Annotated in this window: 10 protein-coding genes; 6 read left to right on the top strand and 4 right to left on the bottom strand. The window is 70.2% G+C overall.

The window, feature by feature from the left end; all coding sequences use genetic code 11:
- Nucleotides 1-75 precede the first annotated feature (75 nt).
- The 3 genes from UUA_RS00070 (at nucleotide 76) to UUA_RS00060 (ending at nucleotide 4,091) form a co-directional block, all read left to right on the top strand.
- Nucleotides 76-2,256: a TonB-dependent receptor gene (locus UUA_RS00070; protein WP_008433188.1), complete on the top strand. Its 2,181-nt coding sequence runs from the start codon at nucleotides 76-78 to the stop codon at nucleotides 2,254-2,256.
- Nucleotides 2,257-2,478: 222 nt separating this feature from the next.
- Entirely contained in the window at nucleotides 2,479-3,672 is a 1,194-nt protein-coding gene (locus UUA_RS00065; protein WP_008433187.1) for a class I SAM-dependent methyltransferase, read from the top strand.
- An 8-nt stretch (nucleotides 3,673-3,680) separates the two neighbouring features.
- Nucleotides 3,681-4,091 (top strand): VanZ family protein, encoded by a 411-nt coding sequence (locus tag UUA_RS00060; RefSeq protein WP_008433186.1) that lies wholly within the window; start codon nucleotides 3,681-3,683, stop codon nucleotides 4,089-4,091.
- Here the strand turns inward: UUA_RS00060 and UUA_RS00055 are convergent.
- Together UUA_RS00055 and UUA_RS00050 are read right to left on the bottom strand one after the other, a co-directional pair.
- A complete protein-coding gene (locus UUA_RS00055) occupies nucleotides 4,068-6,314 on the bottom strand; it encodes an LTA synthase family protein (protein WP_008433185.1) in 2,247 nt (748 codons plus the stop codon). The genes UUA_RS00060 and UUA_RS00055 overlap by 24 nt on opposite strands.
- A gap of 43 nt (nucleotides 6,315-6,357) precedes the next feature.
- Nucleotides 6,358-7,605: a multifunctional CCA addition/repair protein gene (locus tag UUA_RS00050; protein ID WP_008433184.1), complete on the bottom strand. Its 1,248-nt coding sequence runs from the start codon at nucleotides 7,603-7,605 to the stop codon at nucleotides 6,358-6,360.
- A gap of 154 nt (nucleotides 7,606-7,759) precedes the next feature.
- Here UUA_RS00050 and UUA_RS00045 point away from each other — a divergent pair, with 154 nt between their 5' ends.
- Together UUA_RS00045 and UUA_RS19915 are read left to right on the top strand one after the other, a co-directional pair.
- Nucleotides 7,760-8,857, top strand: coding sequence for a tetratricopeptide repeat protein (locus tag UUA_RS00045; RefSeq protein WP_238532980.1), 1,098 nt, complete (start codon nucleotides 7,760-7,762; stop codon nucleotides 8,855-8,857).
- The gene (locus UUA_RS19915; protein ID WP_238532979.1) at nucleotides 8,854-9,297 is read left to right on the top strand and encodes a sulfotransferase family protein; all 444 of its coding nucleotides are present in this window, start codon (nucleotides 8,854-8,856) and stop codon (nucleotides 9,295-9,297) included. The genes UUA_RS00045 and UUA_RS19915 overlap by 4 nt, the downstream gene beginning before the upstream one ends.
- A 16-nt stretch (nucleotides 9,298-9,313) precedes the next feature.
- Here UUA_RS19915 and UUA_RS00040 read toward each other — a convergent pair whose 3' ends face one another.
- Nucleotides 9,314-10,252 (bottom strand): complex I NDUFA9 subunit family protein, encoded by a 939-nt coding sequence (locus tag UUA_RS00040; protein WP_008433181.1) that lies wholly within the window; start codon nucleotides 10,250-10,252, stop codon nucleotides 9,314-9,316.
- A 22-nt stretch (nucleotides 10,253-10,274) separates the two neighbouring features.
- Nucleotides 10,275-12,308, bottom strand: coding sequence for a transglycosylase SLT domain-containing protein (locus UUA_RS00035; protein ID WP_008433179.1), 2,034 nt, complete (start codon nucleotides 12,306-12,308; stop codon nucleotides 10,275-10,277).
- Between the two features lie 124 nt (nucleotides 12,309-12,432).
- Between UUA_RS00035 and UUA_RS00030 the strand changes: the two genes are divergently transcribed.
- Nucleotides 12,433-13,512, top strand: a 1,080-nt coding sequence (locus tag UUA_RS00030; protein WP_008433177.1) for a glycoside hydrolase family 17 protein, incomplete at its 3' end; no start/stop codon positions are given.

Genomic DNA, 13,512 nt, shown 5'->3' with positions numbered 1-13,512 from the left:
CAGCACGGAAAATTTATCAGTAATGTTATAACGTTACAGAACAAGCATCCTCATCTACCTCTGCCGGAATTGCCGATGAACCCGCCCCTGCTCGCCGTGAGTCTTGCCGTTGCCCTGGGTACGAGCATCGCGCATGCCGCCGACACGACGCCGGCAATGGCTGCCCCCGCAGTCACCGCGATCGGGGACGATCCAATCGACGACGGCAGCCGCAACAAGCAGCCGGTCAAGGTGCAGAATCTGGGCGAGATCTCGGTCTCCGGCGCGCTCGACCAGGCACGCAACGCGCTGTCGCCGGATACCGGCAGCAGCCAGTACGTGATCGACCACAAGGCGATCGCACGGCTGCCGCTCGGCGCGTCCACGCCGCTGAACCAGGTGCTGCTGCAGGCGCCGGGCGTAGTGCAGGACTCCTACGGTAGCGTGCACGTGCGCGGCGACCACGCGAACCTGCAGTACCGCATCAACGGCGTGATCATTCCCGAGTCGATCGGCGGCTTCGGCCAGAGTCTGGACGCGCGCACCATCCACACCGTGAAACTGCTCGATGGCGCGCTGCCGGCGCAGTACGGCCTGCGCACGGCGGCGGTGGTCGACATCACCACGAAGAGCGGCCACGACCTCGGCAACGGTGGCAGCGTCGGCATCACCGGCGGCAGCAACGGCACGCTCAACCCGAACGCCTCGGCGTGGGGCAGCAACGATCGCTGGAGCTGGTTCTTCACCGGCAACTACATGAAGAACGATGCCGGCATCGAGAATCCCACGCCGAGCAAAAAGCCGATCCACGACCACACCAATCAGGTGAAGGGTTTTGGCGACATCAGCTATCTGATCGACAACGACACCCGCCTGAGCTTCCTGTTCGGCGTCGCCAACAACCGCTTCCAGATCCCCAACAATCCAGGGCAGGTACCGGCCTTTGGTTATCTCGACACGGTCGATTTCAACTCCGCCGACCTCGACGGACGCCAGCGCGAGAACACCCGTTTCGGCGTGCTGGCCCTGCAGGGCCAGCTGGGCGCGACCGACTACCAGGTGTCGGTGGGCCAGCGCTACAGCAGCCTTGCCTATGCACCGGACCGGATCGGCGAGCTGATGTTCAACGGGGTCGCCTCCGCCGTCAGCCGCAGCAACCGCGCCAGTACCCTGCAGGCCGACCTCGCCACTCCGCTGGGCGACCGCCACACGTTGCGCTACGGCGTCTACGGCAGCTTCGAGCGCGCGGTCAGCGGCAACGACGCATGGGTGTTCCCGGCCGACGCCGACGGCAACCAGCTCAGCACCACGCCGATCAACATCCTCGACGGCAGCCGCCTCATCGCGAAGACCTGGTCGGCCTACGTGCAGGACGAGTGGAGCATCGGCGAGAACTGGACGCTGAACTACGGCCTGCGCGGCGACCGCTACCAGCTGGCGCGCACGGAGAGCCAGCTGAGCCCGCGCCTGGGCCTGGTCTGGCAGGCCACCGGCAGCACCACCGTGCACGCCGGCTATTCGCGCTACTTCACTCCGCCGGCGACCGAGATGATCGCGAGCAGCAACATCGCGAAGTTCGAAGGCACCACCAACGCGGTGGCGGACGACGGCAACAACATGCCGCTGGCGGAGCGCTCGGACTACTTCGACGTCGGTGTCTCGCAGAACATCGGTTCGGCCTGGACCGTCGGCGTGGACGCCTACTACCGCAAGGTGCAGCGCCTGCAGGACGAGGGCCAGTTCGGCTCCGCGCTGGTCTACTCCACCTTCAACTACGCCGCGGGCCGGGTGAAGGGCCTGGAATTCACCGTCAACTACGATCAGGGGCCGCTGTCGGCATACTTCAATGCGTCGCTGGGCAAGGCGATCGGCAAGCGCATCATCACCAGCCAGTACAACTTCGCGCCGGACGACCTGGCCTGGGTCAACAGCCACTGGATCTTCCTCGACCACGACCAGAAGCTCACCTCATCCGGCGGCATCAGCTACGCGCTGGACGACGCCACCCAGGTCGGCGCCGACTACCTGTTCGGCAGCGGCCTGCGCAAGGACGGCGCGGTGCCGAACGGTGCGTCGCTGCCGGCGTATTTCCAGCTCAACCTCAACGTCGCGCACGACTTCGCCTTCGATCGCTTCGGCAAGCTGCACGCGCAACTGGCCCTGATCAACGCGCTGGACCGCACCTATGAACTGCGCGACGGCAGCGGCATCGGCGTCGGCGCACCGCAGTTCGGCCCGCGCCGCGGCGTATACCTGAGCCTGCAGAAGGATTTCTGAGGGACGGGAATAGGGAATGGGGAATAGGAACGGCAAGAGCGGCGAGTGGCGTCCCCAGCCTTTGAGTCGCAACCCTGAACTTGCAACGGCGTAAGGCGGGCACTGCCCGCCAGCTTCTGATCTTGCAACGCACAGCGGCGGGCAGTGCCCGCCCTACAATTGCAAGCTGTGAGCTGCGGCCCATCCGCTATGCTTGCCGCGTTTTCATGACCGGCAACCGCCATGCCCTCCCGCCTCCCCGAACCCAGCGCCGACGAGCGTGCCCATTCCGACCGCCTGCTGCAGCTGCTGCGCGAGCAGATCGCCTCACACGGGCCGATGCCGTTCTCGCAATACATGGAGCGCTGCCTGTACGCACCGGGACTGGGCTACTACAGCGCCGGGCGCACCAAGTTCGGCGCGGCCGGCGACTTCGTCACCGCACCGGAACTGGGTGGGCTGTTCGCCGGCTGCGTGGTCAACGCGGTGCAGCCGGTGCTGGCGATGCTGGGCGAGCAGGCGGATTTTCTCGAACTGGGCGGCGGCAGCGGCGCGTTCGCCGAGGCGGCGCTGAAGGCGCTGGCGGCTGGCGGCACGCTGCCGCGGCAGTATCTGATCCTGGAGCCCAGCGCCGACCTGCGCGAGCGCCAGCGCAAGCGCCTCGCGGCGAACCTGCCGGGTGAGCTGCATGCCCGCGTGCAGTGGCTGGACCGTCCGCCCGAACAGGACTGGCACGGGGTGCTGTTCGCCAACGAGGTGGTCGACGCACTGCCGGCCACCCGCTTTGCCATGCGCCAGGGCGAGGTATACGAGGAGTACGTGGCGCTGGATGGCGAGGGTCGCCTGATCCGCGTCGACCGCCCCGCCGACGCGCTGGTGGCCGGTGCGGTGCGTCATGTCGAGCGCGACCTCGGCGTCGAGTTCGTCGATGGTTACCGCTCGGAGATCCTGCCGCAGTTGCCGTACTGGATCAAGGCGGTGGCCAGCGCGCTCACCGCCGGGCTGATGCTGTTCGTCGACTACGGCTACGTGCGCCGCGAGTACTACCTGCCCGAGCGCGACGACGGCACCTTGATGGCGCACTACCGCCACCACGCGCACGGCGACCCGCTATACCTGCCGGGGCTGAACGACCTCACCGCCTCGGTCGATTTCACCGCGCTGGCCGAGGCCGGCAACAGCGCCGGCTTCGGCGTGGCCGGCTACCTGCCGCAGGCGCAGTTCCTGATCGGCGCCGGCTTGCAGCAGGTGTTCGAGCGCGAGCACGCGGCGACTGCCGACGAGCACGGCCGCTACCGGCTGGCGCAGCAGGCCAAGCGATTGATGCTGCCCGAGCAGATGGGCGAGCGCTTCCAGGCCATGCTGCTGGCGCGCAGCCTCGACGCGCTGCCGCTGCCGGCCGAACTGCTCGCCGCCGACCAGGGCGGGCGGCTCTGACCGGCACGATGGACGTCCAGACGTCCGTACGACTGCGTTGGCATCGCGCCTGGGTCGCGCTGGGCGGGGCGATCATGCTGTGGGTGCTGTGGATGGCGCTGACGCCGGACCCGGGCATCACGCTGGCGTTTCCGTACGGCGACAAGCTGCTGCACGCCACTACCTTCACCTGCCTGATGGGCTGGTGGGGCAACGTCTACCGCGCGCGCCGCTCGCGTGGCTGGGCTGCGCTGGGTTGCCTCGCCTTCGGTGTGTTCATCGAGTTCGCGCAGTGGCTGGACCCGCCGCGCGACGCCGATGCGCTGGACGTGTTGGCCGATGGCATCGGCATCGCCGTCGCGCTGCTGCTGTTGCGCACGCCGCTCGCCAGCGTACTGGCGAGCGTGGAAGCGTGGTCAGTGCGCCGGCGCGGCAGCTGAACCGGCTGCTGCCGGCGCCGCGGTCGAGCCGGCCGGCGTGGGCGCCGAGCTGGCTGCGGCAGGCACCGGGGACGCTGCTGCCGGCAGCGGCTCCACTGCTGTCGCGTCGGTCGGTCGGCGCACCAGCTGGCCGCGCTTGAACAGCTCGCTGGCCACCTGGTAGTAGGCCACCGTCTGCGCAATCTCCTCCTCGTCCTGCGGCTGCAGCGGCACGGCGTCGCCGGTGGCGTAGTCCGGCTTCATCTGCTCCAGCTTGCGGCCGGGTTCCAGCACGGTGAGCACATCGCGGTGCAGGTAGCCGAGTTTCTCGTAGGTGGCCGGGAACGCGCGTTCGCGGCCTGGTTCGAGCTGGAACAGGTCGTAGCCGAAGAAGCGCGAGCGGTAGCTGAAGTTGAGCAGGCCGAGCAGGGTCGGCGCGATGTCGACCTGGCCCATCAGGCGGTCCACCCGCTGCGGCGCGATGTGCTTCGGCGCGTAGATCCACAGCGGCACGTGGTAGCGGTTCACCGGCACACTGGTCTTGCCCGCGCTGGAGGCGCAGTGGTCGGCGGTGATCACGAACACGGTGTCGTCGAAATACGACTTTTCACGCGCGCGCCGGATGAAGTCGCCGATCGCCCAGTCGGTGTACGCCACCGCGCCCTGGCGGGTGCCGTTGGGCTGCTTCACGCGGCCTTCCGGGAAGGTGTACGGGCGGTGGTTGGAGGTGGTCATGAGGTGCAGGAAGAACGGTTTTCCTTCCGCATGGATCTGGTCCATCCGGCCCATCGCCAGCGTGTACAGGTCCTCGTCGGACACGCCCCACACGTTCTCGCTGTGGATGGTGGCGCTCTTGGGAATGTCGCGCCGGTCGACCGCGCGGTAGCCGTTGTGGCCGAAGAAGTAGTTCATGTTGTCGAACTCGCCGTAGCCGCCGTAGACGAAGTCGGACTGATAGCCGCGGTCGTTGAACACGCTGGCCAGCGAGAACAGGTTCTCGTTGTTGCGCTCCTTCAGCAGCGAATCGCCGGGCGTGGGCGGCACCGACAGCGCCAGCGCCTCCAGCCCGCGCACGGTGCGCGTGCCGTTGGCGTACAACTGGTCGAAGAACAGGCTCTGGCCGACCAGCGAGTCGAGGTACGGCGTGATGTGGTCCGGGTTGCCGAAGGTGCCCAGGTAGTCACCGGACAGGCTCTCCACGCTGATCAGCACCACGTTGAGGCGCTGCTCCGGGCCGACCCGGCGGATCGCGCGGGTGAGGTCACGCGGGTCGTCGCTGACGTAGGTGGCCTCGGGCGTCTTCAGCATCTCGCGCACGCGGCGGAATGCCTCGTCGTCCGGCAGCGTGCGGTAGAACTTCGCGTAGTCGAGGTGGTTGCTGCGGAACGCGTTGAAGAACTGGTAGATGCCGTTGCCGGCCAGCTCGTTGACGTAGTTGTTGCCGGTGTGGTCCTTCATGCCGCCGTTCACCGCGGCAACCGAGATCACCGTCAGCACCAGCCAGAGCAGCGCCACCTTGCCACGCTGCCAGAAGCGGCTGCCGTCGTCGCATACGCGCAGCGCACGCCGGCCGAGCGCGAACAACACCAGCGTAATCGCCGCCAGCAGCGCCAGCCACAGGCCGATCGGGTAGGACTCGCGGATGTTGCCGATCACCTCGGTGGTGTAGACGAGGTAGTCCACCGCGATGAAGTTGAAGCGCACGCTGAACTCGTTCCAGAACACCAGCTCGGACGCCGCCACGAACAGCAGCCCGTACAGCAGCAGCAGGGCGAAGCCGTACAGTACCCACTGGCCGGTACGCGAGGTGTAGGTGAACGCGGTCAGCGGCAGCATGAACAGGAACGGCAGCAACACCGGCCAGGTGGTCTTGAGCGTGGCGTGGTACATCAGGTGCAGCGCGATCAGGAAGAGCGCACAGGTCAGCAGCAGCGCGACGGCGGACAACTGCCAGCGCCACAGTCCGGACATGCGCCCGGCTCGCGTCGGCACGATCCACAGCAACAGCACCAGCGGCCATGCCACATAGACGCAGGTGACCAGGTCGTAGCCCAACCCCACGCCGAACGCGTACAGCAGGTTCAGCGGCGTGTGCGGCACCTCGCCGCCGGACATCACCAGCAGCACCACGCGGGTGGCAAGCGAGATGAGCAAAAAGGTGATCACCAGCCACCACAACGGGCGGAAACGCTGACGCAAGGGAGAGGTCGGGGTGAACGCGCTCGGCACGGGCAACTCCAGCAAGAGGGGATCAATGGGTGCCCGGGCGGGCGTTGTCATCCGGGCTTTATACCGCGGATCCCCTTGGCGAAGGCTGAGTTCTCAGTGCGGCGATGGCGTGGATCCGCGCCGCCTCCATCGCTTTGCCGATCGCCGGGCCGGCCAGGCCGCGGGCGACGAAGTCGGCGGATTCGACCGCGGCGGCGGCGGTGCGTGCCGCGCGCAGGTAATCCGCCTGGGGGTAAGCGTCGTGCTCGTGGCCGCGCCGGCCGCGCTTGTCCGCTTCGCAGGCGGCGAGGAAAAGCTCCAGCCGCGCCGGCCGGCGCAGGGCATCCAGCGCGCCCAGCAGCTTCAGCACGGTGGCGGGTTTCAGCTCGAGTGCGCGATGCACGTTCAAGTGCTCCCGGCAGACCAGCTCGGCCAGCGTTGCATGCTCGGTGGGGACCTTCAGTCGTGCCGCCAGCGCGCGCAGCGGTGCCACGCCGCGATGCTCGTGGCCGATGTGGCGCGGCAGCTCGGCGGCCGGGGTCAGCGCCTTGCCGAGATCGTGGGTCAACGCGCAGAAGCCCACCACGTCGTTGCCCGGCGCCAGCCGCGCCGCCGCGTCCAGCACCAGCTCCATGTGCACGCCGGTGTCGATCTCCGGATGGAACTCGGTGCGCTGCGGCACGCCGTACAGCGCATCGACCTCGGGAAACAGCACGGCCAGCGCGCCGCACTCGCGCAGCACGCGCAGGAACATCGACGGCTGCGGCTCGCCCAGCGCCTTGCGTGTTTCCGCCCACACCCGTTCCGGCACCAGGTAGTCGACCTCGCCGTCGGCCACCATCTGCCGCATCAGCGCCATGGTTTCCGCGGCCACCGTGAAACCGAGCGGTGCAAATCGCGCGGCGAAACGCGCCACCCGCAGCACCCGCACCGGATCCTCGACGAACGCTGGCGACGCGTGGCGCAGCAGGCGCGCCTCGATGTCGCGTACGCCACCGAACGGGTCGGTCAGCGCGCCGTGCTCGTCCTCGGCGATCGCGTTGATGGTGAGGTCGCGGCGGGCCAGATCCTGTTCCAGCGTGATCGTCGGGTCGGCCTGGAACACGAAGCCGTGGTAACCGCGCCCGCTCTTGCGCTCGGTGCGCGCCAGCGCGTATTCCTCACCGGTCGCGGGATGCAGGAACACCGGGAAATCCTTGCCCACCGGCTTGTAGCCCAGCGCCAGCAGCTGCTCCGGTGTCGCGCCGACCACCACGTGATCGCGGTCGACCACCGGGCGGTTCAACAGTTTGTCGCGGACCGCGCCGCCGACCAGGAAGATGTGCATGCGGGGATTCTGCCATGCGTGGCCGGATCGGGAGCGAGGTCGCTTTATGCCGCCGCAGCGCTCACGTAAGCTGGCGAACCGGAATCCACGGGCAGGCAGGGGGCCTTCGACGATGGTGGCAAGGCAGGCGCATCCGCTGCTGCGGAACCGTGCCGTGGGTCTGTCGGCGCAGGCGGTGCGGCGGCTCGACGAAGCCAGCAGCGCGATGGCCGGCGGCGACCTGGTGCGTGCCGAAGCGGCCCTGGCCGCGGCGCTGGCGTTGGCGCCCGACAGCACGGAGGCATTGCGCCTGTCGGCCCAGCTGCAGCAGCTGCGCGGCGAGCACGCGCGGGCGGTGGCGATCCTGCGCCAGGCGCTGGCGAAGGATCCGCGCGACGCCCTGCTGCACATCGGCCTGGGCGTTTCGCTGCAGTCCCGGGGCGAGAACGAGGCGGCGTTGTCGGCGCTGCGGCGGGCCTGCGAGCTGGCGCCGGACTTCGCCCCGGCATGGTTCAACCTGGGCCGGATGTTCCAGCTGCTGGGCCGTCCGGCGGGGGCGATCACCGCACTGCACCGCGCGCTGGATCTCGACCCAGAGCACCTGGCGGCGCGCCTGCTGCTGGCCGCGGCGCAGGCCAGCCTCGGCGCCGGGGCCCAGGCGGCAGCGAACTATCGCGAGGTGCTGCGGCGTGAGCCCGGCCATCCGGAAGCCTGGGGCGGGTTGTCCGCGCTGGACGCCGAACGCTTCGGCGCGGACGACGTGGCTCGGCTGCAGCAGGTGCTGCAGATGCCGCAGCCGACACCGCATGCGCGCATCCAGCTCGGCTTCGCGCTGGCCCGCGCGCTGGAGGACCAGGCCGATTACCGTGCCGCCTTCCGCGCCTTGCGCAAGGCCAATGCATGGCGGCACCGGCAGCTGGACTGGAACGCGGCACGCATGCGGGTGCATGTCGACGCCGTGCTCGCGGCGTTCGCCGAACCGCTGGCCGGGGCCGCAGACGCCACGCTGGGCGGGCAGGTGGTCTTCCTGATGGCGCTGCCGCATGCCGGCGCCAGGCTCACCGGGCAGGTCCTGGCCGCGCATCCGTACGTGGGCGGCGTCGATGAGTCGGCCCACCTGCAACGGGTGGTCAGCGAGGAGTCGGCCCGGCGCGGGAAGCCGCTGCTGCAGTGGCTGGGCTTGGCTACGTCGGCGGACTGGGCGCCGACTACCTGGCGCGCATCGGGCCGGTGGCCCGCGGCCGGCCGCGTGTCGTCGATGCGCACCGGTTGAACTGGCGCCTGGTCGGCGTGGCGATGGCGATGCTGCCCGGCGCGCGGGTGGTGCACTGCCGGCGCGACGCGCTGGAAACCTGCTTCGCCTGCTATCGCGAGCTGTTCGCCAGCGGCCACGACTTCAGCTACGACCTGGACGACCTCGCCAGCTACTGGCGCGACCACGAGCGGCTCGGCCGGCATTGGCAGCGGCTGTTCCCGCAACGCTTGCTGGTGCACGACCACGAGGCGCTGCTGGCCGAGCCCGACGCCATGGTGCGCCGCCTGCTGGCGTTCTGCGGGCTCGACTACGACGAGGCTTGCGTCGGCTTCCAGCACGAGCCGGCGGATACGCACACGGCGCTGCGCACGCGCCAGCCCTGGTCGCGCGAGCCGGCCGTGGCCGCGCGCTACGGCGCCGAGCTGGATCGCCTGCGCCTGCTGCTGGGCGCGCGCTGATCCGCGGGCCTCTCCTTCAGCGCCGCAGCGAACGCGCCGCGGCCAGCCGGCGGTGCCGCGGCGGTCCCCCCAGCAAGCTCGGCAGCCAGCGCGTGAGCGCCTGCGGCACGATGCCCAGCGCGGCGTAGCCGTCCACCGTGCCGACCGAGTCGGTCAGCAGCGAGCGGAAGTTGTCCAGCGAAAAAGGCTTGCCGGGCAGCAGCCCCGCAAACTGCGCCTGCAGCCGGCCGAGGCTGTCGGGCAGCGCGATGATCGGCGTGCGCAGGCCGGCGGCGGCGCGGATCGCGCGCACGATCTCGCCCAGCGTGAGCACCTCGGGGCCGTACAGCTCGAAGCTGCGCCGCACGCCGAGCTTCGCGTCGCCGACACAGCGGGCGATCGCCTCGGCCACGTCGTCGACGAAGGTGGGCGCCATCCGCGACGGCGCGCGCGCCAGCGGCAGGGCCGGCAGCTGCCGCAGCAGCTTGGCGAAGCGGCTGACCAAACCGTCGCCGCGGCCGAAGATCACGCTGGGCTGGTAGATGGTCCAGTCCAGTGCGGAAGCCCTGACCAGCGCCTCGGCCTCGCCGCGGCTCTTCAGGTATTGCGACAGACCCTGGCCCGCCTTCAGCGAGCTCATCTGGTGCAGGCGACGCACGCCGCCGGCCTCGCACGCGGCGAGCAGGCGGCGGGTGAGTTCCACGTGCACGCGCTGGAAGCTGTCGCGGCCGCGCGGGTTGAGGATGCCGACCAGGTTGATCACCGCGTCGGCGCCGGCCAGCTGCCGCCGCAGCACGTCGTCGTCATAGATGTCGGCGCTGCGCACACTGACCGTGGGCAGCACGCCGAACTCGCGGTGCCGCTCGCGGTTGCGGCTGAGCAGCACGATGCGGTGGCCGTCGGCGACCAGCCGCGGCACCAGGTGGCTGCCGACGAAGCCGGTGCCGCCGAGGATGACGAGTTGCTGTGCGGCCATGGGAGCGATCCTCGATGGACCTTCAGGGCGAGACGCTGGCCGCACCGGCCGGGGTCGCCGCCGCTTCGGCCGGGCAGGCCACCGTCCGGTGCGCCGCGGCGGCGGTGGGCAGTGCGTACGGCTGGCCGATCGCGCCCAGGCGGCTGGCCATCGGCATCACCGTGTCGCCGCGCAGGCGCCAATCGTAGATCACGCTGAACGCCATCACCCGCGCCACGTACTCGCGGGTTTCCTTGTACGGGATGGTGGCGATGAACAGGTCTGGCGCCAGCATGCCGCGTGCGGCCAGCCATTGCTCGACCTTGTTCGGCCCGGCGTTGTAGGCGGCGCTGGCCAGCCAGGGCGAGCCGCCGAAGCGCGCCGCCATCTGCGCCAGGTAGCGCGTGCCCAGCGCGATGTTGGTGACCGGGTCGTACAGCGTGTCGCCACCGCCCCAGTCGAGGCCGTTGCGTTTCGCCACCAGCGCGGCGGTGGCCGGCAGCAGCTGCATCAGGCCGCGCGCATCGGCGCCAGACTGCGCGTCGCTCATCCAGGCACTTTCCGCGCGCAGCAGGCCGTAGGCCCAGGCGGGCTCGATCCCGGCCTGTTCGGCCTGCGGCACCAGACCGTCCTGGCTGGCCAGCGGGAAGCGCAGGTCGTACAGCCGCAGCGCATCGCCGCTGCTCATGGTGAACACGGCGCGGTCGTACCAGCCGCGGCGGTTGGCCATATCGGCGGCGACCCGCTGGGTTGCCGGGTCGGCATCCTGCAAGGCACGCGCCCATTCGCGCCGGGCCAGCTTCGGCAGGTTCACCGCGTAGAGCTCGAACGCACGCAGCAGGCCGGGGTTGGCCAGCAGGGCCTGTTCGCGTTGCGGGTCGTCGGCCAGGGTCAGCGGGCAGATCGCGTACGGCTGGTCGAGCCGGTCGGCGGACAGGAAGCCGAAGAAGGTGGGCTTGTCGGCCTGGGCGTCGAACAGCCGGCGCGCCTCGTCGTCACGGCCCAGGGCGGCCAGCGCGCGGCCGCGGAAATACTGCCATTCACCGTCCTGCTGCTGGCTGGCCGGCATCGCGTCGAGGCCGGCCAGCACCGCGTTCCAGTCCTGCTGCGCCAGCGCCACGCGTACCCGCCACTCGCGTGTGCCGTCGGTCTGTGCGGCGGGCGGCAGCGCGATCAGCGCGGCCAGCGCGCCGTTGTCGAAATCGGTGGCGTGGTACAGCGCCAGGGTCTGCAGGATCTGGTTGCGCTGTGCTTCGCTGAAGCTGAAGCGGGACCGCAGTTGCTGCCATGCGGTGTCGGCGGCGTCGGTGTCGCGCCGGGCCTGGCGAGTCAGCGCCAGCGTGGCCGCCTGGCGCTGGCGCGGCTGGTCGGGCCAGCCGCGCGCGGCGTTCAGCGCGGCGGCCGGATCGCGCAGCGCCTGCGCGAGTTGCAACGCACTGGCGCGGCCGGGTTCGGCGAGCCAGCTGGCCAGGTTGGCGATGGTGCCGGCCTGGCCGGCGTCGGCGGCGCGGTCGATCCGCGTCCACAAGCGCGCGTCGGTCAGCAGACCCTGGTCGTGCGCGGCAGCGAGCACCGGGTCGCAGGCGTCGGGCAGGTTCGGCTTGGCCCACAAGCCAGCCAGGTCCTGCTCGAACTCCAGCGTGCCGCCGCCGGCCAGCCGCGCCTGCAGGGCGTCGCAGGCCAGCGTGTCGCCGAGGCCGGGCTGGTACAGCGCAAGGAACGTGGCCCAGTCCTGCCGGCGCGCCAGTTCCAGCAGGAACGCGCGGCGCAGGTCGGCGGCGGGGATCCAGTCCGGGTACTGCGCTAGGTACGACTCCACGCTGGCCCGGTCGAGCTGCTGGATGTCGTGCTGCAGCGCCGCCGCCTGCAGGTACGGATACAGCGGGTAGTCGCGCAGGCCGCCAGCCAGGTTGCGCCAGCCATCGCCACCTTGCTGGGCGGCGGCATAGGCCTGCCTGAAGGCGGCACGCTGGGCGGCGTCGGGTTCGGCGGCGTGCGCCGGCACACCCGCCACCAGCCAGCCGGCGAGCAGCAGCCCGGCGAGCAGGATGCGCCGCGGCGAGGGGAAGACGGACATGCAGACTCCTGCGCTGGATCGCGGGCAGTGTAGTCGATGCGGCTGAACCGCTTGTCGCGATTCGGTGAGCGTTGGCCCCCTGCTAAGCTGGCACGCTTCGTCTCCATGCATCCACGGAACCGGCATGTCGCCAGCAGCTTCGCCCGTCTTTCGTCGCGCCTGGCCGGCGTGGCTGGTACTGGTGCTGGCCACGCTGGCCGGGGCGAGCTGGTGGTGGTCGGTCGGCCGGCCGGTGGCGCTGCCGGACGCGCCGTCGACGCGGATCGCCTGCGTCTCGTACGCGCCGTTCCGCCAGGCCGGCGAGACGCCGCTGGACGCGAGCGCCTTCATCAGTCCCGAACGCATCGACGCCGGCCTGCGCGCGCTGTCGCAGCGCTTCGACTGCGTGCGCACCTACTCGCAGGGGCAGGGCCTGAGCGCGGTGCCGGCCATCGCCGAACGCTACGGCATGAAGGTGCTGCTGGGCATCTGGTTGAGCGGCGACGCCAGGGCGAACGCGCAGCAGGTCGCCTTGGGCATCGCCACCGCGAACAAGTACCCGCAGGTGCTGCGCGGGGTGATCGTGGGCAACGAGGTGCTGCTGCGCGGCGAGCTGACCTCGGCGCAACTGGCCGGCTACCTGCACCAGGTACGCACGGCGGTCAGCGTGCCGGTGACCTATGCCGACGTGTGGGAATTCTGGCTGCGCCATCCCGAGCTGGCCGGCTCGGTGGATTACCTGACCATCCACATCCTGCCGTACTGGGAAGACCAGCCGGTGCCCCCCGAGCGCGCGGTGCAGCACGTGGCGACGGTGTACGCGAAGGTGCAGCAGGCATTTCCCGGCCGCCGCGTGATGATCGGCGAGACCGGCTGGCCGAGCGCGGGACGGCCACGGCAGGCGGCCAGCGCCAGCGTGGTCAACGAGGCGCGCTACCTGCGCGAGTTCCTGCGCTACGCCGCCACCGTGCACATGCCGTACAACGTGATCGAGGCGTTCGACCAGCCATGGAAGCGCGCGCAGGAAGGCACCGCCGGCGGCTACTGGGGCATTTTCGACGCACAGGCGCGGCCGAAGTTCGCCATGCAGGGACCGGTGACCGAGGAGCCGCGCTGGTGGGCCGGCTGGCTCGCCGGCGGCGCCGGTGCAGCGCTGTTCGCGCTGGCTGGCGGCTGGCGGCGACGCTGGCGCGGCGGACGCGGCTGGCTGGCGCTGGCACTGGCC

The organism is Rhodanobacter thiooxydans LCS2, from assembly GCF_000264375.1.
Taxonomy (GTDB): domain Bacteria; phylum Pseudomonadota; class Gammaproteobacteria; order Xanthomonadales; family Rhodanobacteraceae; genus Rhodanobacter; species Rhodanobacter thiooxydans.
This window is presented reverse-complemented; position numbering and strand designations above follow the sequence as displayed.